At 69.0% G+C, this 26426-nt stretch carries 25 protein-coding genes; 2 read left to right on the top strand and 23 right to left on the bottom strand.

All coding sequences use genetic code 11. The features are described 5' to 3' along the window. Nucleotides 1–240: 240 nt before the first annotated feature. Nucleotides 241–609, top strand: a complete 369-nt coding sequence (locus tag WS68_RS00125; RefSeq protein WP_059568880.1) for a VOC family protein — start codon at nucleotides 241–243, stop codon at nucleotides 607–609. 75 nt (nucleotides 610–684) lie between these two features. Here the strand turns inward: WS68_RS00125 and WS68_RS00120 are convergent, their stop codons facing one another. From WS68_RS00120 to WS68_RS00010, 23 genes are all read right to left on the bottom strand, one after another. Continuing rightward, nucleotides 685–981 (bottom strand): hypothetical protein, encoded by a 297-nt coding sequence (locus WS68_RS00120; protein WP_156429289.1) that lies wholly within the window; start codon nucleotides 979–981, stop codon nucleotides 685–687. Nucleotides 982–1034: 53 nt separating this feature from the next. Further along, on the bottom strand, nucleotides 1035–2462 hold the full coding sequence (locus WS68_RS00115; protein ID WP_059568885.1) for an FAD-binding oxidoreductase: 1428 nt from the start codon (nucleotides 2460–2462) through the stop codon (nucleotides 1035–1037). 145 nt (nucleotides 2463–2607) lie between these two features. Then, nucleotides 2608–3165: a hypothetical protein gene (locus tag WS68_RS00110; protein ID WP_059568878.1), complete on the bottom strand. Its 558-nt coding sequence runs from the start codon at nucleotides 3163–3165 to the stop codon at nucleotides 2608–2610. Nucleotides 3166–3199: 34 nt separating this feature from the next. Beyond that, complete coding sequence (locus WS68_RS00105; RefSeq protein ID WP_059568877.1) at nucleotides 3200–4285, bottom strand: ABC transporter permease; 1086 nt, start codon at nucleotides 4283–4285, stop codon at nucleotides 3200–3202. Continuing rightward, complete coding sequence (locus WS68_RS00100) at nucleotides 4278–5291, bottom strand: ATP-binding cassette domain-containing protein (RefSeq protein WP_059568884.1); 1014 nt, start codon at nucleotides 5289–5291, stop codon at nucleotides 4278–4280. The genes WS68_RS00105 and WS68_RS00100 overlap by 8 nt, the downstream gene beginning before the upstream one ends. Nucleotides 5292–5304: 13 nt before the next feature. Next, on the bottom strand, nucleotides 5305–6378 hold the full coding sequence (locus WS68_RS00095; RefSeq protein ID WP_059568876.1) for a TauD/TfdA family dioxygenase: 1074 nt from the start codon (nucleotides 6376–6378) through the stop codon (nucleotides 5305–5307). Nucleotides 6379–6382: 4 nt separating this feature from the next. Beyond that, nucleotides 6383–7045 carry a class I SAM-dependent methyltransferase gene (locus WS68_RS00090; RefSeq protein WP_059568875.1) on the bottom strand — a complete coding sequence of 221 codons (663 nt, stop codon included), beginning with the start codon at nucleotides 7043–7045 and terminating at the stop codon, nucleotides 6383–6385. A gap of 50 nt (nucleotides 7046–7095) precedes the next feature. Then, entirely contained in the window at nucleotides 7096–8364 is a 1269-nt protein-coding gene (locus WS68_RS00085) for a citrate/2-methylcitrate synthase (RefSeq protein WP_059568874.1), read from the bottom strand. Nucleotide 8365: 1 nt separating this feature from the next. After that, entirely contained in the window at nucleotides 8366–10213 is a 1848-nt protein-coding gene (locus WS68_RS00080; RefSeq protein WP_059568873.1) for an acyl-CoA dehydrogenase, read from the bottom strand. Beyond that, nucleotides 10210–11307 (bottom strand): hypothetical protein, encoded by a 1098-nt coding sequence (locus WS68_RS00075; protein ID WP_059568872.1) that lies wholly within the window; start codon nucleotides 11305–11307, stop codon nucleotides 10210–10212. The genes WS68_RS00080 and WS68_RS00075 overlap by 4 nt, the downstream gene beginning before the upstream one ends. After that, on the bottom strand, nucleotides 11304–12875 hold the full coding sequence (locus tag WS68_RS00070) for an acyl-CoA ligase (AMP-forming), exosortase A system-associated (RefSeq protein WP_059568871.1): 1572 nt from the start codon (nucleotides 12873–12875) through the stop codon (nucleotides 11304–11306). Before WS68_RS00070 ends, WS68_RS00075 begins: the two co-directional genes overlap by 4 nt. 22 nt (nucleotides 12876–12897) lie before the next feature. After that, on the bottom strand, nucleotides 12898–14079 hold the full coding sequence (locus tag WS68_RS00065) for a PLP-dependent decarboxylase (protein WP_059568870.1): 1182 nt from the start codon (nucleotides 14077–14079) through the stop codon (nucleotides 12898–12900). Then, nucleotides 14069–15058 carry a 3-oxoacyl-ACP synthase gene (locus WS68_RS00060; protein WP_059568869.1) on the bottom strand — a complete coding sequence of 330 codons (990 nt, stop codon included), beginning with the start codon at nucleotides 15056–15058 and terminating at the stop codon, nucleotides 14069–14071. The genes WS68_RS00065 and WS68_RS00060 overlap by 11 nt, the downstream gene beginning before the upstream one ends. Before the next feature lie 2 nt (nucleotides 15059–15060). Next, the gene (locus WS68_RS00055) at nucleotides 15061–16044 is read right to left on the bottom strand and encodes a ferritin-like domain-containing protein (RefSeq protein ID WP_059568868.1); all 984 of its coding nucleotides are present in this window, start codon (nucleotides 16042–16044) and stop codon (nucleotides 15061–15063) included. A 1-nt stretch (nucleotide 16045) separates the two neighbouring features. Continuing rightward, nucleotides 16046–16678, bottom strand: coding sequence for a hypothetical protein (locus tag WS68_RS00050; RefSeq protein WP_059568867.1), 633 nt, complete (start codon nucleotides 16676–16678; stop codon nucleotides 16046–16048). Between the two features lies 1 nt (nucleotide 16679). Beyond that, nucleotides 16680–17576: a hypothetical protein gene (locus WS68_RS00045; RefSeq protein ID WP_082709714.1), complete on the bottom strand. Its 897-nt coding sequence runs from the start codon at nucleotides 17574–17576 to the stop codon at nucleotides 16680–16682. A gap of 7 nt (nucleotides 17577–17583) precedes the next feature. Beyond that, the gene (locus tag WS68_RS00040) at nucleotides 17584–17838 is read right to left on the bottom strand and encodes an acyl carrier protein (RefSeq protein ID WP_059568866.1); all 255 of its coding nucleotides are present in this window, start codon (nucleotides 17836–17838) and stop codon (nucleotides 17584–17586) included. An 81-nt stretch (nucleotides 17839–17919) separates the two neighbouring features. Beyond that, the gene (locus WS68_RS00035) at nucleotides 17920–19008 is read right to left on the bottom strand and encodes a hypothetical protein (RefSeq protein ID WP_059568865.1); all 1089 of its coding nucleotides are present in this window, start codon (nucleotides 19006–19008) and stop codon (nucleotides 17920–17922) included. 13 nt (nucleotides 19009–19021) lie between these two features. Further along, complete coding sequence (locus WS68_RS00030) at nucleotides 19022–20368, bottom strand: hypothetical protein (RefSeq protein WP_059568864.1); 1347 nt, start codon at nucleotides 20366–20368, stop codon at nucleotides 19022–19024. Further along, nucleotides 20358–21119, bottom strand: a complete 762-nt coding sequence (locus tag WS68_RS00025; RefSeq protein WP_082709713.1) for an outer membrane lipoprotein-sorting protein — start codon at nucleotides 21117–21119, stop codon at nucleotides 20358–20360. The genes WS68_RS00030 and WS68_RS00025 overlap by 11 nt, the downstream gene beginning before the upstream one ends. Continuing rightward, nucleotides 21116–22333: an ABC transporter permease gene (locus WS68_RS00020; RefSeq protein ID WP_059568863.1), complete on the bottom strand. Its 1218-nt coding sequence runs from the start codon at nucleotides 22331–22333 to the stop codon at nucleotides 21116–21118. Before WS68_RS00020 ends, WS68_RS00025 begins: the two co-directional genes overlap by 4 nt. After that, nucleotides 22305–23042: an ABC transporter ATP-binding protein gene (locus tag WS68_RS00015; RefSeq protein WP_231752912.1), complete on the bottom strand. Its 738-nt coding sequence runs from the start codon at nucleotides 23040–23042 to the stop codon at nucleotides 22305–22307. Before WS68_RS00015 ends, WS68_RS00020 begins: the two co-directional genes overlap by 29 nt. Further along, nucleotides 23039–24856 (bottom strand): AMP-binding protein, encoded by a 1818-nt coding sequence (locus tag WS68_RS00010; protein WP_197419497.1) that lies wholly within the window; start codon nucleotides 24854–24856, stop codon nucleotides 23039–23041. Before WS68_RS00010 ends, WS68_RS00015 begins: the two co-directional genes overlap by 4 nt. Nucleotides 24857–25256: 400 nt before the next feature. Between WS68_RS00010 and WS68_RS00005 the strand changes: the two genes are divergently transcribed. Next, nucleotides 25257–26282: a fatty acid desaturase family protein gene (locus WS68_RS00005; RefSeq protein WP_197419498.1), complete on the top strand. Its 1026-nt coding sequence runs from the start codon at nucleotides 25257–25259 to the stop codon at nucleotides 26280–26282. Nucleotides 26283–26426 lie beyond the last annotated feature (144 nt).

Here is a 26426-nt window from a genome sequence, read left to right as displayed (position 1 = left end):
AACCCCTCGGCTATATCCCGCCCGCCGAAGCTGAGGCAAACTACTATCGGCAACTTGAAACAGCTGCCGCTGAACCCCCATCAACTTAAACCAACCAGCCTCCACGATTCCCGGGGCGGTTCAGGGCGTAATTGTGTTCGTGTCCTTGGTGTGTCGGTGCGGCAATCCGCCATGTCACCGGCTTGGATGATGACCCGGTTGAATCCGGGTCGTTTTTTTGAATTCATTGTTGGAGCAATCATGTTCGACCATGTGGTATTCGGAGTCAGCGACTACGCAGCGAGCAAAGCGTTCTTCCTCAAGGCGCTCGAGCCGCTCGGCATAGCGGTGGTCGCGGAAGGGCCGCTCGGTATCGAGCTGAGTTCGGACGGCAAGGTTTCATTGTGCATGTTCCAAACCGACGAAAAGCCGGCGCATCTTCACTTGGCATTCACGGCCGAGAATCGCCGGCAAGTCGAGGTTTTCCATCGCGCGGCGCTGGAGGCAGGCGGCAAGGACCATGGTGCGCCAGGTCTGCGTCCGCGCTACCACGCGAACTACTATGCGGCTTTCGTCATAGGTCCGGACGGGCATAACATCGAAGTGGTTTGCCATCAAGCCGAGGCGTGATGCTTCCATCGACGGGTTGAATCCGCAACTGATAAGCGCCGTTCGTGCGTATCCGCGATGAGCTTTTTTTGACGATCAGCGCCCGGCGCATTCCCGCCAGCGCATCAACTGCCGCCACAGCGACGCACACGCTTGCTCGTTCGGCGTGAGCGTCACGATGCGAGCAACGCCCCGGACGCTGATCAGCGCGCCGGCGTCCGGCAGCGCGGCAGTGGCATCGTCGGCCGGAAGCGGTGACGGCGTTGAGCGCGGCGCGGGCGTCGGCGGCGCGTCGGCGGCGTGGGAGCCGAACCTGGGGCGGGAATCGGAACCCGCTTCAGAACAGTTGGCGGAGCGCGGGCCGCAGCCGGACTCTGCGGAGGAACGGACCATGATCGGCATCCTGTCGAAAGTGGAAGGCGGGCGTGTCGGTCAATGCCGGTCACTCAGTAGCGGAGGCGCCCGACGAGCCGCAGCGGATCGAGCGCGCGTTGAACGGCGCCCGCGACGGCCCGCTCTTCGGCGGGCACGTACTTTCGGTAATACGCGAGATTCGCGGGGCCGACGCCATGCTCGGCGCTGAAGCAGCCGCCGAAGCGCGCGACGCGCTCGTACAGCGCGCCGCGCAGCGCGATCTGCCGCACCGTGCCATATTGCTCGGCGCATGCATGCGGAATCGATACGACGAGATGGCAGCCGCCGTCGCCGAAATGGCCGAACGCGTAGCAGCCGAGCGCCGGATGCGCGTCGGCCAGCCAGCGTTCGGTATCGGCGATGAACGGCGCGAGCGTGCCGCGCGCGAACGATATGTCGAACGACAGCGGCAGGCCATCCTGCGCGACGGCGGCAGGCAGGCTGTCGCGCAGCCGCCAGAAACGCTCGGCGGCGGCGCAGGCGGCATCCAGCGCGTCGCCGCGGTTGACGAGCGCATCGAGCGTGTCGAGCGCGCGCGCTTCCAACAGCGCATCCAGACCGGGCATGCCGGAGGCGATCTCGACGAGCGCGAAGCAGGCGGCCGGCGTATCCGGCAGCGGGATTGACAGGCTAGGAAATGCCGCGGCGACGCGCGCGATAGCACGGGACGACATGAACTCGAATGCGCACAGCAGTTCGCCGAACGCCTGCTCGAACGCGAGCAGGCCCGCGAGCGCCGCGTCATAGGAGGCGAACGCGATGAGCGCCGCGTAAGACGAGCGTTCGAGCGGTGCAAGCGAGAACGATACCGCGGTGACGAGCCCGAGCGCACCGCCCGCGCCGATGAAGAACTGTTTCGGATCGAAACCGGTGTTGCGCTTGCGCAGCGGCGCGAGCGCGTCGATCACCGTGCCGTGTGCATCGGCGAGCACGGCTTCGATGCCTAGCACGTTGCGGCGCACGTCGCCATATTTGATGAGCCGGCTGCCGCCGGCATTCGCGCCGACCAGGCCGCCTGCGCTCGGATCGCTGCCGAGATCGATCGGCAGCGTGAGCCCGGCGTCGGCCGCCGCGCGGTTCAATTCGGACAGCCGCACGCCTGCGTCGACCGTGATGCTGCGGTTCGCGACGTCGAGCGCGCGAATGCGCCGCATCCGGTCGAACGATACGACGCATTGCGCGCCGCTGCGATCGGGTACGGCCGCGCCGACCAGCCCGGTGCGCGCGCCCTGCGGGACGAGCGTGATGCGATGGGCGTGCGCGGCTTGCACGAGCGCCTGGGTATCGGTGGTCGATGCGGGCCGCGCGACGCCGAGCGCGGCGCCGCTGATCTGCATGACGTCGGTCAGATAGGGCGCGGCCGCGTCGCCCGCGAGCCAGCCGTCGCCGAGCGCGGCGGCGAGCACGGCGGCTTGTTGTGCCGTATGCGCTGTTTGGGGTGTATCGGGTGGTTGAGCCATTTTCGCCGTTTCGCGCGCGGTGGCTGGTTGAGCCGTATGAGCAATTTTGTGTGCGTCGGCTGGTTGTGCCGCACGCGCCGCTTCAACCGCATCGGCCAGCCGGGCCGCACGCGCCGTTTCAACTGTTTCGGCCGGAGCACGCATGTCAGTTGGCCTGCGCGAGTTGGCGGCGCAGCCGGCCGCGCACGACGACGAGCGTGATCAACGGCACGACGCCGCCCCACAGCGGGCTGTGCCGCATCGCGATCGACACGCCGAGCGCGACGACCGTGGCGACAATCATCACGAACGACAACGCGCGCACGCGCCGGTGCTCGGCGCAAGCGCCGTCGACGAAGCCGTCGACGAAGCCGCCGGCGGACCACGCGGTCAGCGCGACGCCCACCGCGAGCACGCAGACGAGCATCGCGGCCGGGCCGAGTTCCTCGCCCCATAAGCGACTGCCGGCCGGCGACACGAGCGAGAGCAACGCGCCGATCACGAGAAACAGGTCGACGCCGATCGCGATGCTGTTGCGCTCGGCGCGGCGCAGCAGCCATACGCCATGCGCGAGCGCGAGCACGCCGCCGATCAGGAACGCATGGGTCCAGCGCTCGTCCGGCTGGCCGGGGCCGAGCCGGCCGTAGAACAGAAACACGATCGCCGGCAGAAAGTTGCTCGCGTGCAGCAGGTAGTCGGTGAGCGGATTGCGGGAGGGGGTCATCGGGCGTTTCTCCTTCGGGAAAGCGAATGGATGCTCATGCGTCGTGCCAACGGAACAGGCGCGCAGACACGAACAGGAACAGCAGCGTGCTTGCCGCCATGCCGGCAAGCTGCGGCGCGAACTGCACATACTGCGCGCCGTCGAGCAGCAGGCCGCGCAGCGCGACCGCGAACTGATTGGTCGGCAGGAACGCGAGCGCGGTCTTGAGCCAGGACGGCGCATCGTGCATCGGAATCGTCAGATCGCTGAAGAACAGCAGCGGATAGTATGTGACGTTGCACGCCAGCTCGGCGGCGGCGAGCGACTGCGCGCGGCTGGCGAGCAGCACGCCGAAGCTCAGCACCATCGCCGCGCCGAGCAGCACGACCGGCAGCGCGCGCAGCCCGGCAGGCGAGACGATCGGCAATGCGATGCCGAACGCGAAGCGCGCAACCGAGAGCAGCACGACGGCGGACAGCGCCATCATCGCCATTCGCGCGACGATCAGCGCGCCGAGGAACACGCCGCGCGACACCGGAAAGCAGACGTAGAGCTTGAACGTGTTGCGCTCGCGCAGCGCGGCGATCGCGGTTGCGGTGGAGTTCAAGCCGATCGCCATGAACGCCATCACGAGAATGCCGGTTGCGAAGAATGCGCCGTAGTCGAACGCACGGCGCTCGGGCGCGGCGTTCTCGAAGCGCACCGGCTCGGCGGGCAGCCCGAGCCCTTGCGCGGCGCAGCGCGCGAGCGCGATCTCGATCACCCGCGATGCGGCTTTCGCGGCGAGCGAGCCGTTGAAGTCGTAGCGTATCGTCGCGGGCGTGCGCGCGTCGGCGCCGAGCATGACGCTGACGCGTTCGGTGCTGCCGCGCGCGCCCGCGGCGACGATCGTCGCGTTGACGACGTCGCTGCGCGCCAGGCTCGCGACGATTTCGGCGCGGCACGCGTCACGGTACGGCGTCGTGCCGCCGGGCGCATCGAGTGCGACGTCGACGGTGCCGAGCGAGTTCGAGCCGCCGAATGCGAACAGCATCACGCTGAGCAGGAACACCGGAAAGACGAGCGTCCAGAACAGCGACGAGCGGTTGCGCAGAAAGCCGAGCAACTCGTTGCGCACCAGGATCGAGAATACCTTAAGCATCGCGCGGCCCCTCCGTGCATACGCGCAGCAGATCCTCGGGTGTACTGGGCGCGAGTTCGAGATGCTGGATGCCCTGTTCGCCGACGAGCGCATGCACGCGCGCGTGAAGCGTCGCGTCGCCGAACGCTTCGGCAACGAGCGGCTGCGGCGCGCGAACGTTGACGACGCCCGGCAGCGCGGCGAGCCGCGCGCGCAGCGCACGGGCCTCGGCGGCGTCGCGGCAGTGCAGCGCGGCGCGCGCGTGGCCGACGCTCGCCGCGGTCAGCGCTTCCTTGGCGCCCTGGTAGCGGATGCCGCCGTCGCGGACCCAGACGAGATCGTCGACGAGCGTAAGCTCGTCGGCGCTGTGGCAGATCATCGCGACGCTCGCGGCCGCGGCGCGCGCGCGCAACAGCCCGCTGACGGCGCCCGCGTACCGGCGGTCGAGGCCGGTGAACGGCTCGTCGAGCACGGCCAGCTCGGGCTGATGTGCGAGCGCGACGTAGAGATCGACGCGCTGGCGCTGCCCTTTCGACAGCGCGCGGCACGGCTTGCCGAGCAGCTCGCCGATGCCGAGCGCGGCGGTGACGTTCGGGTCCGCGCGGCGGTACATCGCGCGATGCAGCGCGACGATTTCGTCGACGCGCGCATGATCCGGATATTCGACCTTCTGCAGTTGCGCGCCGAGCCGGCGCAGCGAAGCAGGGTCGCGCATGAAGCGCGGCGCGGGCGCATCGAGTACGCGCACGTCGCGGCCGCCGCGCCGAAAGCCGAGCAGCGTCTCGAGCAGCGTGCTCTTGCCGGCGCCGTTGGGCCCGACGATCGCGGTGACCGCGCCCAGGCGAAAGCGCACATCGTGTGCAACGAAACGGAAATCGCCCGCCGCGACGTCGATCGCGGCCGCGCTCAGCGCGGCTTGCGGCGTGTGCCGCGCGGTCGGCGGCTGCGCGCCGAACAGCCGGGGCCAGTCGAATGCGTGGCGCGGATTGAGCATCGCGCGCAGCAGGGCGGGAAAGGACACACTCATCGGCGGCATCCGCTCAGTCGAACAGCATCACTTGCGTGTCGCGCGCGCCCCGGTACGGGTTGCGGCCGTGCGCGACCAGCATGTTGTCGACGACGAGCACATCGCCCGCTTGCCACGGGAACGCGATTTCCTCGCTGTCGAACGCATCGTAGATGGGGACGAGATCGTCGAACGGCATCGGCGCGCCGTCGCCGTAGCGGACCTCGTATGGAAACGCGGCGCGGCCGTTGAATACGCGCTGCAATTGCCGATAGCTGAAATCGCCCATCGAGCGGGGGTTCGGATGCTGCGCGCTCGCCTGGTTGAACCACAGTACGTCGCCGGTGCGCGGATGCGTGCGCAGCGCGGGGCCGACGTGCGCCACGGTGACGCTGCCGTCGTCGAGCCAGCGGCAGCCGAGCCCGCGCGCCGCGCACAGCCGTTCGACGTCGGCGCGCTCGGCGGTGCCGAATGCGTCGTCCCACGGCCGGTGGTATTCGCCGAACGCCACGCCCGGCTGGTGGCTGCTGCCGGCTGCGCGTTCGTCCGGCGCGGCGAAGTTGCGCAGATACATCACACCGCGCGCGGCGAAGCGCTCGCGCAGCGCAGCCGGAATGCGCGCGGTCACGCGGCGCATGTCGCAAATCGGCGTCTCGCCGCCCGCGTCGGCCGGCCGCCGGCAGTAGAACGCGACGAGCCGGGGAAACGCGGGCATATAGGCCATCTCCTGATGCAAGCCGATCTTGAACGGCGGGGGCATCCGTGTCGATTCGTACACTTCGCCGGCGATCTGGCGGCGCGGCGCGGCGCCCGCGGTGTAGCCGTTCGCGTGCGGCGGATAGAGCGCGCCGAGGCGGCCGAACGCGGCGGTGTCGGGCACGGCGAAGCCGCGCCACAGCAGCGCGCCGTGCGCGTCGAGCAACCGGTCGATGTCGGCAAGCCGCGCGCCGTACCAGGCGGCGAACGCGTCGGGCGACGCCGCGAGCGCGGGATCGCGCGGCGTGACGCAAAGCGGCAGCGCGGCGTGCTCGACGAGCGGCGCGCACGCGACGCGGTCATCATCGAACAGCACGGCGGCACGGCCGGCGAGCGGGGCAGGAGTCGGCATGGCGTTACGCAAGCGCGGGCTTTTTCAGCAGGATTTCGAAGCCGAGCGCGCCGAGCCCGGCGCTCGGGCTGTAGATCGATGCGTGCGCCGCAAGGCCGGCCTCCGCGACGAGCGCGCGCGCTTCGTCGAGCGTGATCTTCTCCTCGACGTGAGTCGGCGGATAGTCGGCCGCCGCGCGCATCGCGGTGAAGCGGTCGAGCAGGTGCTGGGGTGCGTCGCGCCGCATGTCGTGAACCAGCGCGACGCCGCCCGGCTGCAGCACGCGGAACATCTCGGTCAGGCTGAGCGCCTTGTCCGGCAAGTGGTGCAGCGTCGCGCGGCCCACCGCCATGGTCAATTCGCCGTCGTCGAACGGCAGCGCGAGCGCGTCGCCGACCCGCAATTCAATGACGTCGTCCAGGCCGAGCGCATGGATGCGCGGGCGGCCCTCGTCGAGCATCGCTGGATCGAGGTCGATGCCGACGTAGCGCCAGCCGGCCATCGCCGGATCGGCCGCCAGCCGGACCGGCACGACGCCCGTTGCGGTGCCGATATCGGCGATCACGCCCGCGCTCATCCCGCGGGCGAGCTGGCGGATGCGGCTGATGAACAGCAGATCCCACGGTTCGAGCGTTTCGGTGGCGAAGCGGTCGTAGTCGTTGGCTGGGCGCAGATTCTTGAGCAGCATGTCGTTCCTCGCATGTTGATGGTTTGCGAATGGGGCAAAGGGGCCGTCCGTCAGAGCCAGCCGACCGGCACGGCGGCGAGCAGGCGCCGCGCGGTTGCGCTGTTGACGCCGAACGCCGGCCGCTGGCGGCGCTCGACCGCATGCGCGCACATCGCGGCGATGCGCGCGCCGAGGCCGACGCCGACGCCCCACGGCGGCGCGGCGACGCCCAGTTCGAGCAGCGCGGCGGCGGTCAGGAAATCGATGTTGGGGCGCAGTCCACGGCGTGCGTCGGCGTGCGCGCAGCACGCGTCGAACAGCATCAGATATGGGCCGTCGAAGCCGCGCGCGGCGAATAGCCGGCGCAGGTGCGGCGGGCGCGGATCGGCGACGAAAAGCGGATGGCCGAAGCCGTACAGCGTGCGCTTGGCGTCGAGATCGTCGTCGATTGCCGCGCGCGCGGCCGCTTCGAGCGTGTCGCGCGCGGCCGGGACGGCGGGGTTGGGCGTGGCCGGGACGGCGGGGTTGGGCGTGGCGGCGGCAGCGAGCGTCGCGAGCCAGCCCATTGCTTCGAACGCCGCGCCGACATGCGACGGGCCGCTCGCCATGAAGCCGGCCGCGACCGCCTGCACCAGCGTAACGCCGGTGCCGATCGCCACGCGTGGCGCGAGCACGGTCGGCGTGATGTAGCCAAAGCCCGCGTGCCACGCGACCAGCAACGCGTCCATGGCCGCCTCGGCGGCCGGGCCGCGGCGCGTCGCGCCGGTCAGCGCGAGCATGCGCTGCGCCTGCGTGGCGGTGGGGTCGCACAGGGTATCGTCGGCGGCGGCCGTGGCGTAAGGCCGTCCTTCGATGGCCGCGTGCAGCAGCAACGGCGCCACGGTCGCACACGCGAGCATCGCGTCGAGGTCGGCGTCGCAGCGCGGATCGGCGGTGAGCCGGCCAAGCGCGTCGTCGAGCCCGCGCAGCAGTCCGGCGGCGGCGGCAAACACCGGCGCGACGCCGGCCGCGCCCATGCCGGCGGCGATGTCCTGCGCGGCCGAGCCGCGCGCGAACGCGGCCGCATGCGCGGCGAGCCGCTCGCGTATCGCGGTTTCGTGCGCCGTATGCGCGCTGCTGCCGGGGGCGGCGTCGAACCACAGATGCGCGAGCGCGCCTTCGAACGTCACCGCGCCGATCAGCGTGTTCAGATCGACGCCGCGCACGCGCAGTGCCTCGTCGGGCGCGAGCGTCGCACCGTCGATGTCGGTGCCGCGATGGCGGGTGGCGGGGCGGCCGAGCAGGCTGCGAGGGGCGGCGTCGGCGTGGGCGGGGTCCGGGCGCAGGGCGGTCGTGTTCATGTCATTCCACCTGAGCGAGTTCGTCGCTGCTCACCGAGATCGCGGCGTCGCTCATCGACGCGATCACGGCGGCGTGCTGGTGAACGAGCGGCAGCACGTTCGCGAAGTAGTAGCGCGCGCTCTTGAGCTTGCCGCGGTAAAACGCGGCTTCGGCGGGCTCATCGGCGCGCGCTTGCCCGGCAAGCGCGCGCGCGGCGATGCATGCGGATTCGAGCAGCACCCAGGCCGACGTGACGATGCCGAACATCTCCAGAAAGCGCGTGTAGAACTGGCTGCTGCGATGCGTGTGGCCATCTTGCACGTCGCGCGCGATGTGGCCGAGCGCGGCGCCGATGCACTCGGCGCCCGCGCGCAGCGCGTCGAACAGCGGCCGCAGGTCGGCGGGCGTGTCGGCATGCGGCTGGCGCGCGACGAACGCGTCGAGTTCGTCGCGGTAGTACTGGATCAGCCTCGAATGCCGGCCGAAGCCGAGCTTGTCGCGCACGAGGTCCTGCGCCTGGATGTAATTCGTGCCTTCCCAGATCGACAGAATCTTCACGTCGCGCGCGCATTGCTCGACCGGGCTGGCGTCGGTGTAGCCGAGCCCGCCGTGCACCTGGATCGCGGTTTCGCAGATCCGCCACGCCTGATCGGAGATGAACGCCTTGCAGATCGGCGTGAGCAGCAGTTGCAGCTTGCGGTGGCGCTCGATTTCGGCCGGGTCCGCGCCGGGCGTCGCTTCGAGCATCGCCGCGCGGGTCGCGGTCGCGGCGAGCTTGCCGAGCAGCCCGCGGCAGCCGTCGATGCGGCTTTTCATGTCGATGAGCATGCGCTGCACGTCCGCGTGCTCGATGATCGGCACGCGCGCCGCGTGGGTGTTCGACGCATGCGCGATCGGCCGGCCTTGCAGCCGGCGCCCGGCGTAGTCGACCGCATGCAGGTACGCGCTCGATGCGACGCCGACGCCGAACATTCCGGTGCTCATCCGCGCCTGGTTCATCAGCGGCATCAGTTGCAGCAGACCGACGTTGCGGCGGCCGCCGAGCAACCAGCCGCGGGTCGTGCCGCGCGCGCCGAACACGAGATGGGTGTTCGCGCAGCCCTTGAGGCCCATCTTGCGCGGCAGGCCGATGCATTCGACATGGTTCGGCGTCAATTCGCCCGTCGTCTCGTCCGGCCAGAAACGCGGCACGACGAGGCACGACAGCGAGAACGAATCGGGCGTCGCGGTATCGATCCGCCCGAGCACGAAATACAGCGTGTTGCCGGTCAGCTCGTGCATGCCGGCGGAGATGTAGATCTTCTCGCCCGCTATCGCATAGATATCGCCTTCAAGCGGCGTCGCGCGCAGCGCGACCGCGGTCAGATCGGTGCCGGCCTGCGGTTCGGTCGCGCAGAAGCACGCATCCCAGCGGTACGCCTCGAGCGGTGCGATCAGCGCCTTCTGGCGCGGCGTGCCGTGCATCTGCAGCAGCTTGACCGCGGGCCGCGTGAAGCCGCCATAGGTCATGAACGACGGGTTCGCGCCCATGAACATTTCATAGATCATCTGCGTGACAATTGGCGGCAGGCCATGCGCGGAGCCGAATAGCGTGTTTGCCCATTCGTCGCGAAAGCGCGCCCATAGCGCGTGGAAATGCGATGGAATCCGCACTTGGCCGTCGTCGAGCAGCGTGCAGCCCTCGATGTCGGCTTGCTGATAGCTGAGGCCGAGATCGTGCGCGAAGTCGCGCGCGCGTTCGAGCAGCGCGTCGATCGCGGCGCGATCGTGTGCCGCATAGGGCCCGTCGGCCAGAAAGCGGCGGTCCGCCTCGAACAGTTCCCACAGAAAGAAGCGCAGTTCGCGCAGGCTGACTTTATAGGCGCTCATCGCGCATCTCCGTCGATGTCGAGTGCGGCATCGAAGCCGCCCGTCACGTCGCACACGGCGGCGGCGGCCGCGCCGTGCAGCGCCGCGTCCCAAACCAGCACCGTGCGGCGCTCGCCTTCGTCGAGCGAGCTGGCCAGGCGGATCAGCGCGGCCGCCGAGTCCGCCGACGACAGGTGTCCCGCCAGGTCGTGCTGCATCCGGCAGCCAAGCGGCAGCGAGGCGGCATTGGCCACGCGTGCGGTGAACTCCGGATCGAAGCCGGGCGGCGCACACCAGTCGATCTGGTCGGCGCGCAGCGCCGCCGCGTCGAGCGTATGCTGGATCGCACGCGCGGCGATCGGCGCGAGCGTGTCGCGCAGCGCGCCGGGCTCGGCCGCCCAAGGCTCGGCAATCGATTCGCCGAACGCCAGCGCGACGCCGCGCAGCCCGCCCCACGCGGCGTCGCCGGGCCCCTGGCCGGCGCGGTTCACCAGCATCGCGGCGGCTGCGTCGCCGTAGCCGACGAGATCGCCGAACTGCCGGAAGAACGGATACAGCCATTTGTCGCTGACGATCACGAGCGCCTGATCGTCGGGGCCGAGCATGCCGTCGAGCAGCGTCAGCGCGCTATACCAGCCGAGCGTGCCGTTCTGGCCGAGCGCGAGCGGAATCACGCGTTGCAGCCCGAGTTCGTATTGCATGCGGCCGACGACGGAATCGCCGATCGTCTCGTTGAGCGCGCAGCTCGCGATGAGCACGTGCGTCGTGCGCGCGAGTTGGCCGGAGCCGAGCTGGTCACGCAGATCGAGAGCGGCGTCGGCGGCGAGATCGGCGAGGCTGCGTCCGGGCGGCGCGATCCGTAGCGTCGGGCGGCCGCCCGGCGCGAGGCGCGCGGCCTCGTCGGGCGTGAGCGCGCCGTGGCCGCGCGGGCGCGCGAAGCGCGCTTGCGGCAGCAGCAGATGGCGGTAACCGTGATGGCGCTCCTGCGCCTGGATCGCGTTGAACGCAACGGCGGGCGGCAAGACCACGACGCCGCCAGACAGTGTGAGCACGTCGCGGGCGAGTGGAGCGCGGCGCGCGTCGTGGCGAACTTCGTCGAGCGTCGGCAGGCTCATGCGGGCGTTTCCTCCAGGTTCGAACCGGTGAATGTGTCGCGATGCAGCGTTTTCAGCGCGGGGCGGTCGATCTTGCCGTTCGGATTGCGCGGCAGCGCCGTTTGCACGTCGACGACGAGCGGCACCATATAGGTCGGCAGCGCTGCGCGGCAGGCGCGCACGACGTCGGCGCGGCACGCATCGGCATCGAGCGTCGATACGACGCACGCGGCGATTGCCTCGCCCAGCGCGGGGTGTGGCACGCCGAACACGGCGGCTTCGTGCACGTGCGGCAGCGCGAACAGTACGTCCTCGACTTCGGTCGGGCTCACGCGGTAGCCGGACGTCTTGATCATGTCGTCGCCGCGTGCGACGAAATACAGGTAGCCGTCGGCGTCGCGCCGCACGATGTCGCCGGACCACACGGCGACGCCGTCGCGCGGGATCTGCCCATGGCGCCGCGGCAGCGGCCGGAAGCGGTGGGCGCTCAGCTCGGGCTGGTTCCAGTAGCCGAGCGTGACGAACGCGCCGCGGTGCACCAGCTCGCCCGGTTCGTCGGGCCCGCATTCGGTGCCGTCCGGGCGCAGCACCAGAATTTCGGCGTTCGGCACGGCCTTGCCGATCGACGCCGGGCGCACGCGCGCGTCGGCGGGCGGCAGATAGGTCGAGCGGAACGCCTCGGTGAGGCCGTACATCAGGTAGGGCTCGGCGTTCACGTACAGCGCGCGCAGCCGCTCGAGCAGCGGCGTCGCCAGATGGCCGCCGGTGTTCGCGAAGCGGCGGATCCGCGAGCGCGCGGTATCGCTCCATTCGACAGACGCGAGCTGCATCCACAGCGGCGGCACGCCGGTAATCGACGTGACGCCGCGCGCGTCGCAGTAGCGCGGCACCTCGGACGGTTGCAGGAAATCGAGCGGCGCGTAGCACGCGCCCGACACGAGCGCGGTGGTCAGTTGGCTCAGCCCGGCGTCGAAGCTGAGCGGCAGCACGCCGAGGATCACGTCGCTTGTATGCAACCGTTGATATGTGGCGACGCTGAACGCGCCCGAGACGAGATTGCGCTGCGATACCACCACGCCTTTGGGCTTGCCGGTGGAGCCGGACGTGTAGAGCAGCGCGGCGGGATCGTCGTCGACTGGCCCGTGCGTGATGCGGCGGGGCGTGCCGGACGCCGCCTGGATCGCCTCGCCGAGCGACTCGATGAGCAGCGTGCGCCCGGCCACGCGCGCGGCGAGTGCCGGCAGCCGCTTGAGCCGCTGCGCGCCGGTGACGAACAGCGCCGCGCCGCTGTCGGCGACGATATGCTCGATCTGCGCTTCCTTCAGTTGCGGATTGATCGGCACGAAGATCGCGCCGAGCGCGTTCGCGGCCAGGATCGCGACCACGGTTTCGTATTGCTTCGGCGCATAAATCGCGACGCGATCGCCGGGGGCGACGCCGGCCGCAGTGAGCGCGGCCGCCGCGCGTTCGACCGCGTCGGCCAACTGCGCATAATCGGCTTGTTGCCTGCCGTCGGCGTAGGCGGTGTGATTCGGCCAGCGGCGAGCGCTGTCGTTGAGCACGTCGGCGAGGCTGATCAAGGCATTCATGGTCGGTTCCTCGTGGATGGGGCTACGCGGGCCGGACGTAGACATGGGCTGGTTCGTGCGACAGAAAATGCGACATCGAATAGGTGCGGTGATACGCGCCGCAGCGCGGGAACAGGGCGAGATCGCCTGGCTGCGGCGGCGGCGTGCGCGCGTCGGTGCGGCCGATCACGTCGGCGCGGCTGCATGTGCTGCCGACGAACACGGTGGGCACGTCGCGCGGCGCGCCGGCCGGCGTGGCGCGCACGAGCCGGGGCGAGGCCAGGCGGCGCATCACGGTTTCGGTTTGCGCGAGCAGGAAGCTGTGCGACAGGCCGCCGTCGCAGACGGCGATCGTGCGCTCGGGCCAGTGCTTGACGGCGACGATTCGCGTGACGAACGTGCCCGCGTCGGTAAAGATCGCGCGGCCCGCCTCGTGCGCGAGCGCATGCGTGGCGGCAAGCGGCGCGAGCGCGGCACGGTAGCGCTCGAACGCGGCGTCGGGGGCCGGGTCTTCCGCGAAGCCGCCGCCCAGGCTCAGCGACGTAAGTGGCGCGCCGTTTGCGCCCGCGAGGTCGCGCGCGAGCGACGCGAGCGCCTCGGGCAATACGAGCGTGTCGGGGGCGGCCGGGTCCTGCCGCACGAACGAGTGCGGGCCGGAGAACACATGCAGCCCGGCCACCCGCAGGCCCGCGGCCGCGAGCGTGCGCACGGCCGCGTAGGCTTCGTTCGGCGTCATCCCGAAATGGTCGTGCCAGTGCGGCCGTGCACGCTCGCCGGCGAGCGCGCCCGCATTCAGCCTGAGCAGGATCTGGCCGGGGGCGGTGCCGGATGCCGCGGCGTTGCTCGCGAGCGGCGCGAAGCGCGCGACCGCGTCCGGGTTGTCGAGCACGAAATGGCAGCGCGACGCGAGGCCCGCGCGCATGAACGTTTCGTCCATCGACGGATTGTTCAGATAGCGCGGCGCCTTGATCCGGCCGATCACGATATCGAGTTCGCCGCGGCTCGCGAGTTCCACGCCGTCCTCGTATGCGTGCGCGCAGCGGGCCAGCATGTCCTGGTTCGGATTGGCCTTGAGCGACACGATGAGCCGCGTGCCGAGCCGCGCCTTCAGCGCCCGGTAGCGTTCGATCGCGATTTCGGGTTCGTACACGTAGCACGGCGTGCGTAAATCGGCGGCCCATGCATCGTCGTCGGCGCGCGGCGCGCGCTCAAGCTCATGCGTCATGGCGGGTCACCGGATGGAGCGTGGCCGCCGCATACGCGCCGCAGTTCGACTGCATCACGCCGAGCACGCGCTGGCCTTTCGCGACGGCGTCGAGGCCGACGTCCGCGAGATTGATCGGAAAATCGGAGCAGCATGCGTGGCCGCGCGCATGGATGTTCGCCTCGTAGAGTCGCGCGAGCGGCACGCGCATCGCGCGGCACAACGCTCTCCAGCCGGGCAGGTCCGCGTTGTGCGGCAGCACGAGCGCGTAATCGTCGAGCGAGTGCGGCTCGAGCGCGAGCGCCGCGTCGATCGCCTTGCGCGTATAAGGCCATTCCATCGCGATCAAGTCGGCTTCGTTCTCGGCGACCGTGTCGGAGCCGCGATACCACTTCGCATGCGTCTCGATCGCGATTGCGCCAAGGCGGTTTGCCGTGCTGTTGCGCACGAGCAGCATCGCGGCCGCGCCGTCGCACTGAACGCCTGTCATCTGGCGCATGCGGAAATCCTCGCCGTACACGCGGTCGGACGACACGATCAGCGCCGCGTCGAGCTGCGCATGGCGCCGCATCAGCGCGCGCACAGTTTCGATGCCTGCGGCAACCGACACGCAGTTGAGCTGCGCGATAGAACCGAGCCACAGCGGCTCGATTCCGCAATGCGCGGCGAGCTCGTGCGGCAGGCTGCGCGGCGCGGGCGGCACGCTGAACGGCTGCGTGTGCACGTGCACGATCGCGCCCACGTCGGCGGGGCTCACGCGCGCGACGTCGAGCAGCCGGCCGGCCGCGGCGATCGCCAGGTCGGTTTCGCTCGTGTCGAGCGCCATGTGGAAATAGCGGCTGCCCGAGCGCGCGATCGCGGCCGCGCGCTGGGCGGGGTAGTCGCGTTCGGCGGCCCACGCCTCGATGTCGACAGGCGGGCCCGGCAATTCGTAGGCGGCGGCATCGATGCCGATCCAGAAATCTTCGCGGCCCGTGACGGGCGTTGGTGTCGTCGTCATGGTCAGTTGAGCGGCATTGCCGCGTAGTCGAGGACATCGAGTTTTTCGAAGCTCGCCTGCACGGTGGGCGTGAGCAGGCCCATTTCGCGGATCGTCGGCACGAGCCGGCGGAAGATCGAGCGGCGGATCGAACTCGATACCGGCGATTCGCGCACCAGCGCGCCGCATTCGCGCTTGGACAGCCCCATCGGCTCCCAGATGTCGTCCGCGCACAGATGCTCGTACAGCACCGCCGCGCCTTCGCAGACGAATTCCTCGCGCTCGCGCAGCTCGCGCGCGTCCATGTCCGCATAGACGCGGCACAGCGTGATCCGGCCGACCGCGAAATGGCGCGATTCGTCGCGCTGGATGCGCGTGAACAGATCCTTGACGAACGGGTCGCGGCTGTACGCGACGACGCTCTGGAAGATCGACAGCGCGATCCCCTCGACGAGCACCTGCATGCCGAGGTTGGTCATGTCGAGCGCGCTGCTCGTGATCGTGTCTTGCAAGAGCCCTTTGAGCGAGCGGCTCATCGGGTAGCGCACGTCGAGCTTTTCGTTGACGAGCCTGGCGTATGCCTCGACGTGGCGCGCTTCGTCCATCATCTGCGCGGCCGCGCAAAGGCGTGCGCTCAGGCCGTCCTCGGCCGACGCGAGCTTCGACGCGCAGATCAGCGCGGCCTGCTCGCCGTGCAGGATTTGCGACAGCAGCCAGCCCTGCGCGTGATGGCGTACTTCGCGCTTGTCCGCGTCGGACAGCTTGCTCCATAGTTCGGAGCCGTAGATCAGCAGTGTCGGGTCGGGCATGCCGAGCGGATTCGCCGGGTCTAGCTCGTGGCGCCAATCGACGTCTTTCGCGACGTCCCATTGCGCCGCCTTGGCCTTTTCGTACAGGCGGTTCAGCGCGGCGTCGCGCAGCTCGTAATCGTTCGACATCAGCGCGTCGACGGGCATCGGCCAGCGGATGTCGGCGGTGTCGTGGGCAGCGGTCAGCATGTCGGTCATCTCATCTTCTCCCCGGCCGCGCGGCGGCGCCGGATTGGGCTGAATGGGAACAACGGCGGGAAGCGGCGGGCGTGGCCGGCGCGCCCGGGTCCGCTTCGATGCGCATGCCATACGCGGGCCATGCGCGCCGCAGCAGCGCGTCGAGAGCGCCCGCCATGCGGGCCGGCCAGAGCGCGCAGCGCAGCGTGTTGCCACCGGCGAAATCAAGATCGCGCGTGATCCGGTCGGCAAACCAAACGACGGGTGCACCGTCGGCGGCGTCGCGCAGCGCCTCGCCGTACAGATCCACGCCGAGCAGCACGTGCGGCGCAAGCAACGCGGCCGGCAGCGGGGCGAAGTGCGGCGCGCACACTTCGAAGAAAAGCCGCGCGTCGGGATGCACGGCCGCGCGCACGCGCTGCGTCAGGTCGGCGAGAAACGCGTAGTACTGGACGTGGTCGAGCAGCACGCGCCGGGCGTCGTCGCGGCCGGGCGGCGCGTTGCCCGGCGCGGCGGCGCCGGCGTCGGCCGCGAGCGTCGCGCGCGCGTAGTCGGCGGGCGTATCGAGCGGCATCCGGTACGCGTTCGCGGCGACGACCACCGGCCGCGACGCGTCGCGGACGATCCGATACGAAAAATGCTCGGGCCTGGTCATGTCATCGCTCCGCGTCGAGTACGAGCGTCGCGTGCGGCGCGAGCGCCAGCTCGGCAATCGCGTAATAGCCGTTCAGCGCGAGCGAGCAGACGGCCGCGTGCCGGGGCGCGTCGCCTTCGCGATGCGCGAGCAACAGCGAGATCCACGGATCGCTGCCGAACGCATGTCCGAACGCGGCGTGGCCGTCGGGCAGCAGCGGCGTCTTGCCGACCGAGGCGAGCAGCGCGCGCCGCGACGTGGCCGGAAAGAACGGCAGTGCCGCGCGCGTGCCGGGGCGCTCGGCGCAGAAGGCGCGCAGGTCGCGCCCCAGCTGCACCACCGCCGTCGCGGGCGCGGCGGCCTCGGTGCGCACCGAGGGCCGCTCCTCGCGGCCGACGTCGACGAGCAGCGTGCACACGCCAAAGCCCGAGCGGCCCCAGGCCGGATTGCCGAGCCAGTACGTATAGCCGTGCACGTCGACGTCGACGATCTGCAGCAGCAGCGTGCGCGGCCCGGTGGCGGCGGCCTTCAGCAGCGTGCGGCGCAGCACGTAACCCCAGCCCGCGCATTCGTATGAGCAGGTCATCCAGTCGGGGCGGTACTCGTTCGCGCCGGCGAGCGCATCGGCGAATGCGCGATGCGGCGCCGAGCCGTTCATCAGCAGCATCGACAGGATCGTCGAGCTGAGCACGTAGTCGTCCGCGCACACCGAGCCGCACAGCCGTTCGCGCTCGGACGCGACCAGCGCGCCGAGCGCGCGAGCCGCGTCGAGCGGATCGGCCACGGCGTCGCGTGCCGGCGCATCGACGCGCCGGTACGCGAGCGCGTGCAGCGTCAGTGCGCACGGCGCCGGGCTGGATTGCATCGAGGCGGACGGCGCGGCCGGGGCCGCCGCCGATGCGGCTGTCGGGGCGAGCATCGCGGCGTCAGGCAGCGTGCTGCTGGTGGCGCAACTGCGTGTCGAGTTGCTGCAGCGTCGTGTATTGCGTGATGTTCAGCGCTTCCGGGTCGATCGATCCGTAAAGCTGCTCGCAGAATACGATCAGCTCGACGATGTTCAACGAATCGATGCCCAGCTCACCGATGCCAGCGTGAGTATCGACGGATTCGACGTTGAGAATTTTCGCGACTTCACGCGCGAGGATGTCGAGGGCGTCGGCCGGAATGTTTTGGGTCGTCATGTTGAGGCTCCTTATATCGTGTCGTGGTTGCTGCGTGGTTGCGTCGTGGGAAACGGGTGAATCGGAATCGGCAACGGCCGGTCAACTGCCGGTTGCGCTGCGCATGCTTTTGCGAAGCTCGTGATAGCAGCGGTAAGAGCTGCCTTCCATCTTCGTGAACGCGAGCAGGTCGCGCTGATCGTCGAACGCCGCGACGGCGCCGTTGCGCACGAGCGCGCTCAGGAACTCGTTGGACAGCAGCTTGATCGCCAGCACGCGCTGCACCTTGCCGAAGCTGTAGTGCTCGAGATCCGTCTGGCTGCGCGCGGCATCGGCGATGAAGCGATGCAGCGCGCGCGCGTCGGCGTCGAGCGACACGTGCCCGCTTCGTTCGAGCCAGCCGACGTGCGCCATCAGCGCGCGGACGAAATACGGGCGCACGACCGTCAGATATTTGTTGAACACGGTCGGGCCGCCGATGCGCAGCCGATCGTCGGCGAACACGCGCACCGTGCCGCTCACGTTCGCGAGTTGCAGATGGCCGGCGAGAAACGGCGCGCCGAACGTCTGCCGGGCGAGCTTGCGGTATTCGTCCGGCCATACCAGATAAGCGGCCGGAAACATCACGCCGGGCAGCCGCGCGGCGATCACGGCCATGCAGTCGCGCTGCGCCTCGATGCCCCAGACCTTGTCGACGCTCAGCGAGAGGCCGTTGGCGTCGCTGCGCGCGAGCGTGCGCCATGCGGCGAGCGTCGGGCCGCCGCCGTCGCTCATCAGGAACGCGAACTGATGGCCCGCGTCGATGCAGTCGCAGGCGCGGCGGTTTTGGTCTTCCGAGAAGAACAGCCCGAACATGATCCGGATGAACGCACGCATGAATGGCTTGAAAAGCCCGTGCAGCCCTTCGTGTTCGATTCGCTCGAGCAGCGCCTCGGTGAGCGGCGCTTCGTCGTGGCGAAGCGGCGTCGACGCGCCCGAGTCCGGCAGCGCCTGGGCAAGCGCTGCGTCGAGCGTGATCACCATCTCGCTGTCGAGCAGGCGCACGGCGGCGGCTTCGATCAGCTCGACGGCTTGGCGGGGTGTATCGCCGAGCATGCCCAGATGGCGCAGCACCGGATAAGCGGCGCGTTCGGCAACGCGCGGCGCTGCTGTTGGCGTCGGGAGTGCGGGGGCGAGCGAAAGTGTGGACATGAGCGGTTTCCTGTCAGAAGCGCACGCGCACGGCGGCGTCGATTTCGGTGCTAAGGCCGATTGCCCGGTATTCGGAGCCGGCGCTGGCGAATGCGTGAGTGATGGCGATATCGACGCTCGTGCGCTTGCCGATCTCGGCGACGGCCTGTGCGATCGCGAGCAAGCCTTTGTCTTGCGGCGAGTAGACGCCGCGTACCGAGTACTCGACGCGCCCGATCTTCTTGCCGAGCCGCGCGAAGAAGTAGTCGCGCAGGCTGCCGTCGACGCTGACGTAGTCCGCCGTCGCGCCGAGCCCGACCAGCGCCGCGCCGGGCGCGGCGGCCAGCCGCGCGTTGTTCGCGCGGATCGCGGCGGTGAGCTGGCGCCACTGGCTCGCGTCGAAGCGCGCCTCGTCGTGCGACCATTCGACGATCAGCGACAGATTGCCGGGCAGCGCGCTTTGCATGCCGAGCGCGCTGCGCCACATGTATTGACGCTCGCCGCGGCGATCGACGGCGTCGTATGCGTGTTGCGCATCGAACGGCGTGCCGTGCGCGATGAACGCGGGCGCCGGCCGAGTGGAGCCGCGCTCGATCCAGCCGCTCGCGTACACCGTGCTGGATGCGCCGATGTCGAACGACAGCGTCGCGCCCGCGCCGCCGCGGCCGGCGTGGCGGCCGAACAGCAGCGCGGCGGAGCCGCCCGGCCACTGGGTCGCGCCACGCAGGAGCTGCGTCGCGCCGCTGACCTCGCGATTGTCGACGTCGCGCCTCAACGTGCGGTTCTGGCCGGCGATCAATTGCAGCGTCGCGCGCTCGCCGACCCATTTGGCCTCGACGAGCGGCGTGCCTTCCACGTCGCCGTAGCGGTCGTAGATATCGGCCGTCGACGGGCGCTTCTGGAAGAAGCCGAGCGGGAAGAACGCCTGCGACGTGTCGAGCGTGTCGATCCGCTTGCCGGCCGTGAAGGTGAAGCCGTTGTCGAACGCGTAGCGCACGCCGGCTTCGTTCAAGCGCGACGCCTGAGCGCCGAGCGAATGGTTGCTCGCGACGGCGCGCGCGTTCAGAAACAGGTTGTCGCCGTCGATCCGCACGATCGCGCCGATCTGCTGATGCGCGCGCGGCTCGCTGCCGAGCAGGTTCGACAGCAGCGCGCGGCCGCCCGTAAAGTCGACCGAGCGGGCGTAGCCGATGCCGTTGAGCGTCGCGAGCTGATCCATCAGCGTGTCTGCGTGCGCGGCGCCGCAGCGGCATGCAAGCGCAACCGGCAGCCACAGCGCGGCGCCACGCCGCCACGGCCGGCGCGCAGCCGCGGGCGGCGGGGCGGATGAACGGGCGCGCTTTGCATCGCGGTTCGCATCGTGGTTCGCCTCAATGGCCATCGGCGAGCGTGTCGGGGTTGAACCAGCCCGACGGAATCCGGTGCGGTTCGCCGTCGAGGATATCGACGACGCTCGCGCGCTGCTTCTCGACTTCATTGCGGTACGTGATCTGGCGGATCACCTGGCGGCCGTTGACCGCCACCGGCGCGGAAAAATCCGCGCTGCGAAACAGCAGCCCGCTCGCCAGGAAGAATTGCGCGCGCACGGGCGCGTCCGAATCCGCCGCGATCCACAGCTTGATCGTCGGATACACGTTGTCCGGATCGGTCGCGCTCAAGTCCAGTTCGGTGGCGGGCTTGCCGCCGATCGTCGTGGTACCCGGCGCGGCCGTTGCGCGGTAGCTGTCGGCCCAGTGCGTGCGCGTGATGTCGCTGATCACGACTTCGCCTTGCAGCCGCTGCATGCCGTTGATGCGCACGGCGCTGCGGGTGTTCGGCACGTAGAACCAGTGGCCCAGCGTGGTCGCCAGGTATTTCTGGCCGCTGTTTTCGCCGCTTTTCGTCAGCGCGAGCGTATCGCCGTTGCCGCGCGTGTAGACGAGATAGCGCGTCGCGTCGTTGGGCTGGCCGCCCACGAGATTGGTGATCCGGATCTGGGTTTGCGTATCGGACGAGGTGCTCCGGTACGTATCCGCGCGCGCCAGCAGCGCCTGCGCGCCCGGCGTCTCGGACGCCCGCGCGGCCGTGCCGACGGCGAGCGCGAACGCAATGACGAAGGCGGCCGCGCGCGGCGCAATACGTGGGTAGATCATGATGCGAGCCCTTCGAGGATGTTTCGCTTGGCGAGCCCGGCGGTGGCGAGACCGGCGGCCGCGACGCCGAGCGCGATGAACGCGCCTTCGACGATCGCGAGCGCCGCCGGCGATACCGCGAATTCGAGCAGGATCGGCTTGACGCGGCCGGGAGGCGGCGGCAGATGGATTTGCGCGTGGTTCAGCGCGAGCATCGCGAGCAGCGCGGCCGCGATGCCGGTTGCCGCGCCGAGCAGGCCGAGCAGGGCGGTTTCGCGGATCAGCACGCCGCGCACGGTGCCGGCGGGAACGCCGAGCGCGCGCAGCGTCGAAATTTCACGGCGCCGCTCGACGATGCTCATCAGGATCCAGTTGCTCATCGACAGTAGAATCGTCACCGACAGAATCGCGCCGAATACCGAAAACTGGTTGCGGTACAGCGAGACCACCTGGTGGTACAGCGAGACGAGCTGATCCCAGGTGCGCACGTCGAGCGTGGGCAGCGCGCCGCGCAGCGCGGCGGCCGCGGCGGGCGTCGCGCGGGTGCGATCGAGGAACACGGCCACGCGCGAGATCCGGTCGGTGCGCAATAGCGCCTGCGCGGCCGGCAGCGTCACGTTGACGATCCGTTCGTCGACATCCTTGTTGCCGGTGCTCATCACGCCGACGATCTGCGCATCCGTCGCGTTGATGCCGCCGTGCGCGGTCGACGCCATCAGTTGCACGACCGAGCCGACATGCACGCCGAGCTTGCGCGCCAGCTCCGCGCCGACGACCAGTTCGGTGCCCGCGCCCGCCGGCGCGAGATAGCGGCCGGCTTGCACCGCGTGGTAATCGAAATAGCCCGGCGGCTCGCGCTGCGGCTCGACGCCGACGCCGACGAAGCCGTAGCTCAGATCGCCGTTCGAGATCAGGCCGTCGAAGTCGATTTCGCGGGCAGTGGTCGTCACGCCCGGCAGCGTGGCGAGCGCGCGCCGCGCGGCGGCCTGCTCGTCGGCCGTGAGCCCGTATTGCAGCGGCCGCTCGCCGATCAGATCGAGATAGCCGCGATGCATCACCTGCACGTGCCCGACGCCGCTGTCGATCGAGCCTTCGCGCACCGCGTCGAACGTTGCGATCACGTAGCCGAGCGCGATGCTCGCGGCGAACGCGGCCACGCCGATCATCGCCATCGTCAGCACGGTGCGGCGCGAGTTGCGCCAGAGATTACGCCACGCAAACGTCGACCAGTTCACGGTTTGCTCCCGGTACGCCGTCGCGCATCTCGATGCGCCGCGGCAGGCGCGCGCACAGACGTTCGTCGTGCGACGCGATCAGAAAGGCCGTGCCGAACGTGCGATTGATCGTCAGCACGAGTTCGGCCACGGCATGCGCGTTCGCGCTGTCGAGGCTCGCGGTGGGCTCGTCGGCGATCACGATCGCCGGCTCCTTCACGAGCGCGCGCGCGAGTGCGACGCGCTGCTGCTCGCCGCCCGACAATTCGGTTGGCCGGTGCCGTTCGCGCGCCGCCAGGCCGAGTGCGTCGAGCATCGCGCGCGCGCGTTCGCGGCGCGTGCGCGGCGTGCCTTGCGCGAAGCAGCCAAGTTCGACGTTCTCGATGGCCGACAGCACGGGGATCAGGTTGAAATGCTGGAACACGAAGCCGATTCGCTCGCGGCGCACGGCTTCGAGCGTGGCCGGCGCGTCGTCGATCTGCCGGCCTTCGAGCCAGCGCGTGCCGGACGTCGGCACGTCGAGGAAACCTGCGAGGTTGAGCAGCGTGCTTTTGCCGCTGCCCGACGGGCCGACCAGCGCGACGACGTCGCCGCGCCCGATCGACAGCGTCGCGCCGCGCACGGCGATCACGCGCGCCGCGCCCGCGTATTCGCGCGACACGTCGCGCAGCTCGAGCACGTCGGCCGTGCCCGCCGCCGCTTGGGGCATGCTCAGTCCGGGCTGCGTCATGCGAGCGCTCCGCGCATCGGTTCGCGTTCGGCCGCGGGCGACGCAAAGCGCGGATCGGCCGCGGCGGCGGATATGCCCGTCGTCGGCAGCGCGCCCGCCACGTATAAATCGCGGCACTTGAGCCGTTGCAGCTTGCCGCTGGTCGTGCGCGGCAGCGAGCCGGGCTCGACGAAGCACAGGTCCTGAGCGGCAAAGCCGATGCGTGCCGCGAGCAGTTGCTGGCATGCAAGGCGGGTGTCGAGCGTTGCATCGGCCGGCCGCGCCTCGACGACGACGACGACGCGCTCGGTGCCCATCACGGCGTCCGCCACGCCGAACGCGATGCAGGTGCTTTTGCGCAGCGCCGGATGCGCGAGAATCGCGTCCTCGATCTCGTGCGGAAAATAGTTGCTGCCGCGCACGATGATGATTTCCTTCTTGCGGCCGAGGATGTGAAGCTGGCCATCCGACACATAGCCGACGTCTCCCGTCGGAAACCAGCCGTCCGCGGTGAGCGGCGCGTCGATCGTCCCATCGTCCGGCTTCAGATAGCCGAGCATCAGCGACGTGCCGCGAATCGCCACTTCACCGATGCCGCGCTCGGGGCGCGATGCGCCGTCGGGGCCAACGATGCGTATGGCCATGCCGTCGATCGGCGTGCCCATCGCGAGCACCGTTTCGTGGTCCGCGAGCGCGCGTTGAGCCGCGCCAGCATCGGCGTCGATTTCGGCGCGCCGCGCGACTTGCTGCTCGAGCATCGCGCGCTTGTCGATCGCATCGGCGATCACGTAGGGCGCGCCGTCGATGCGCGACTCATGCCACGCGCGATGCATCGAAACCGCGAGCGTCGATTCGGCCATGCCGTAGCAAGGTTGCAGCGCGGATGCGTCAAGGCCGTACCGCGCGAACGTCGCGGCGAAATCGAGCAATGTCGAGTGATCGACGCGCTCGCCGCCGATGAAGATATTGCGGCACGCCGACAGATCCACGCCTTGCATCGCGGTTTCGTTGAAGCGCCGCACGCAATAGCGCAGCGCGAACGTCGGCGCCGACGTGGTGGTCGCGCGCGCCGCGGCGATTCTCTTCAGCCAGCCGAGCGGATTGCGGATGAAGCTGTTGGGCTGCATCATGACGAGCGGTGCGCGGTAATACATGTTCGACAGCAGCGTCAGCAGCCCCATGTCGTGATAGAGCGGCAGCCACGAAGCGGTGCCGTCGCCGCGCTCGATGTCAAAGCGCACCGAGCCGCCGATGCCCAGCACGTTCGAGATCACGTTCTCGTGGCTTAGCACCGCGGCTTTCGGGTACGACGTCGAGCCGGACGTGAGCTGGATATGATGCGGATCGCGGCCGGCCTTTGCGCTGATCGGCGCATGCGCGCCCGAGGCGGCGGCGGCCTCCAGTGTCGCGGCGTCGATGACGCGCGTGCGCGTCGCGGCGAACGCGCCTTCGCGCCAAGCGGGCGCGGTGGCGTCGGCTGCGATCACGAGGCGGGGGCGGTACAGCTCGCACGCGATGTCGACCACCTGGCGCGACGCTGTCGCGCGCTTCGCTGCCGGCGGCACCGTGCACGGCAGCGCGCCCGTCATCACGCATGCCATCATCGCGACCGCATGCCCGATGGACGCGGGCAGCGCGAGCAGCACGATATCGTTGTCGCGCACGCCCAACTCGTGCAATGCGCATGCGTGGCGGCATACCTGTTCCGCAAATTGCCGGTAGGTAATCGACGCCTCGTCACCCGATTCGTCGACGAACGTCATCTGGTGCTGCACGCCACGCACGTTCTCGAGCGCTTCGATCAGGCGATGAATGGTGGATGCGCACTTCGTCACGAGGAATCCCCCTTGATGAATACGTCGGCAATACGCTGACACCGGCGGCGCGGTGTGGCGAATGACGGGCATTCTTGTCAAATCTCGGGCACACGACAAACGCAATCTTTGCAATCAATGCATGAGCTGAGCGCATCCACGTGAGATGACGATGCGCTTACGTGAACGGGCGGCGCGCGCATCATGCATGGGCGTCATGCAATGCGTTCGGAAAATTCGTTTGTACGGTCGGGCGACTCCCAGAACAATGCACCCCGACACGCGGCCGCATCCGGGCGTCGACACATCGTGCCGTGTCGTGCGCGAGCCGCCGTATCAAATGCGCCAGACCCGTCTGGTCAAGGAGATCGCTTTGTCCGTCACTTCATCGCTTGCCGCTCGACTCAAATCGTCCGTCGACTTGAAGAGTCGGCCGAGCGGCATTGCCTTTGGGCTCAAGCTTGCTGTTTATGTCACGCTGATCGTGCATGGCACGATGTTCGCGTTGTCGCCGCATGTCGTGCTGAAGGCGCTCGGCGTTGCCGTGCTCGGTGTGATGTTTGCGCATGGCGTCGAGCTTCAGCATCAGGCGCTGCATTATCAAGGCTTCCGAAACAAGCGCTTCAATATCGTGTATGGCGTACTGCTCGGGCTGCCGATGCTGGTTTCGTTTCATGCGTATCAAGACAGCCATCTGCGTCACCATCGTCTGCTCGGCACCCCCGACAATAAAGAGTTCTTCGATTACGGCGATCAGTACGGCGCGAATCCGGTCGTATCGGTGGGGCGGTGGCTGTGGCGGCTGTCGATGGCCGCGCATTATCTGCAGTTCGTCAAGCAGATCGCCAAGCTGTTCGTGCCGGGCGCGCGCTTCAACGAAAATCCGCTGGTGTCGCGGGCGATTCGTCGGGATTACCTATTGATGGCGGCCGTAATTGCCGTGTTGGCGGGCGTGTCGATCGCGTTACACGATGCTTTCATCGTCTGGGCATGGCTCGTGCCGCTCGTGCTCGTTGCGGCACCCGTGCATGCGTTGATCGAGATGCCCGAGCACTACCGCTGCGATCTGGCCAGCACCGATGCTTTCCTCAACACCCGCACCATCGTCAGCAATGCATTCATGACGTGGTTGACGAACGGCAACAACTATCATGTCGAGCATCACCTGATGCCGAATCTGCCGATCGAGCGTCTGCACGATCTACATGGCGCGATCGCGCCGCATATTCGTCACTATCACACGACTTACCGCGAGTTTTATCGGGCGCTGCTACGAGGCACGCTTGCGCCGCGCGTGATCGACGATATGCACGATAACGCGCACGACAGCGCGCACGACAGCGCACACGACGAAGCACACGACGAAGCACACGACGAAGCACACGACGAAGCACACGACGAAGCACACGACGCCCCGGCCGCGCCCGCCGCCGCGCAGTCGGCATGATTAAGCGACGCCGGCGCGGCGCGGTGTGCGCGCCGCGCATCCACTCTACTCGACGAAGTGCGTGATGATGCTTTATCCGGAACTTTACAAGTCGCTCGAAGCGGTCCGCTGGGACATGGAGAAGGACATTCCGTGGGATCAGTT

It is taken from the genome of Burkholderia sp. TSV86 (assembly GCF_001522865.1).
GTDB lineage: Bacteria > Pseudomonadota > Gammaproteobacteria > Burkholderiales > Burkholderiaceae > Burkholderia.
Note: the sequence above shows the minus strand (reverse complement) of the source record. Positions and strands in the feature narration are given on the sequence as shown.

Excerpts from the sequence above, each read along its gene's own strand:
- WS68_RS00115 (WP_059568885.1), bottom strand. The coding sequence starts at position 2,462 with ATGGCTCAACCACCCGATACACCCCAAACAGCGCATACGGCACAACAA.
- WS68_RS00070 (WP_059568871.1), bottom strand. The coding sequence starts at position 12,875 with ATGAATGCCTTGATCAGCCTCGCCGACGTGCTCAACGACAGCGCTCGC.
- WS68_RS00065 (WP_059568870.1), bottom strand. The coding sequence starts at position 14,079 with ATGACGCATGAGCTTGAGCGCGCGCCGCGCGCCGACGACGATGCATGG.
- WS68_RS00050 (WP_059568867.1), bottom strand. The coding sequence starts at position 16,678 with ATGACCAGGCCCGAGCATTTTTCGTATCGGATCGTCCGCGACGCGTCG.
- WS68_RS00105 (WP_059568877.1), bottom strand. The coding sequence starts at position 4,285 with ATGCTTAAGGTATTCTCGATCCTGGTGCGCAACGAGTTGCTCGGCTTT.
- WS68_RS00025 (WP_082709713.1), bottom strand. The coding sequence starts at position 21,119 with ATGATCTACCCACGTATTGCGCCGCGCGCGGCCGCCTTCGTCATTGCG.
- WS68_RS00120 (WP_156429289.1), bottom strand. The coding sequence starts at position 981 with ATGGTCCGTTCCTCCGCAGAGTCCGGCTGCGGCCCGCGCTCCGCCAAC.
- WS68_RS00075 (WP_059568872.1), bottom strand. The coding sequence starts at position 11,307 with ATGAGCCTGCCGACGCTCGACGAAGTTCGCCACGACGCGCGCCGCGCT.
- WS68_RS00055 (WP_059568868.1), bottom strand. The coding sequence starts at position 16,044 with ATGACCGACATGCTGACCGCTGCCCACGACACCGCCGACATCCGCTGG.
- WS68_RS00125 (WP_059568880.1), top strand. The coding sequence starts at position 241 with ATGTTCGACCATGTGGTATTCGGAGTCAGCGACTACGCAGCGAGCAAA.
- WS68_RS00085 (WP_059568874.1), bottom strand. The coding sequence starts at position 8,364 with ATGAACACGACCGCCCTGCGCCCGGACCCCGCCCACGCCGACGCCGCC.
- WS68_RS00110 (WP_059568878.1), bottom strand. The coding sequence starts at position 3,165 with ATGACCCCCTCCCGCAATCCGCTCACCGACTACCTGCTGCACGCGAGC.
- WS68_RS00095 (WP_059568876.1), bottom strand. The coding sequence starts at position 6,378 with ATGCCGACTCCTGCCCCGCTCGCCGGCCGTGCCGCCGTGCTGTTCGAT.
- WS68_RS00045 (WP_082709714.1), bottom strand. The coding sequence starts at position 17,576 with ATGCTCGCCCCGACAGCCGCATCGGCGGCGGCCCCGGCCGCGCCGTCC.
- WS68_RS00040 (WP_059568866.1), bottom strand. The coding sequence starts at position 17,838 with ATGACGACCCAAAACATTCCGGCCGACGCCCTCGACATCCTCGCGCGT.
- WS68_RS00035 (WP_059568865.1), bottom strand. The coding sequence starts at position 19,008 with ATGTCCACACTTTCGCTCGCCCCCGCACTCCCGACGCCAACAGCAGCG.
- WS68_RS00090 (WP_059568875.1), bottom strand. The coding sequence starts at position 7,045 with ATGCTGCTCAAGAATCTGCGCCCAGCCAACGACTACGACCGCTTCGCC.
- WS68_RS00100 (WP_059568884.1), bottom strand. The coding sequence starts at position 5,291 with ATGAGTGTGTCCTTTCCCGCCCTGCTGCGCGCGATGCTCAATCCGCGC.
- WS68_RS00080 (WP_059568873.1), bottom strand. The coding sequence starts at position 10,213 with ATGAGCGCCTATAAAGTCAGCCTGCGCGAACTGCGCTTCTTTCTGTGG.
- WS68_RS00015 (WP_231752912.1), bottom strand. The coding sequence starts at position 23,042 with ATGACGCAGCCCGGACTGAGCATGCCCCAAGCGGCGGCGGGCACGGCC.
- WS68_RS00060 (WP_059568869.1), bottom strand. The coding sequence starts at position 15,058 with ATGACGACGACACCAACGCCCGTCACGGGCCGCGAAGATTTCTGGATC.
- WS68_RS00030 (WP_059568864.1), bottom strand. The coding sequence starts at position 20,368 with ATGGCCATTGAGGCGAACCACGATGCGAACCGCGATGCAAAGCGCGCC.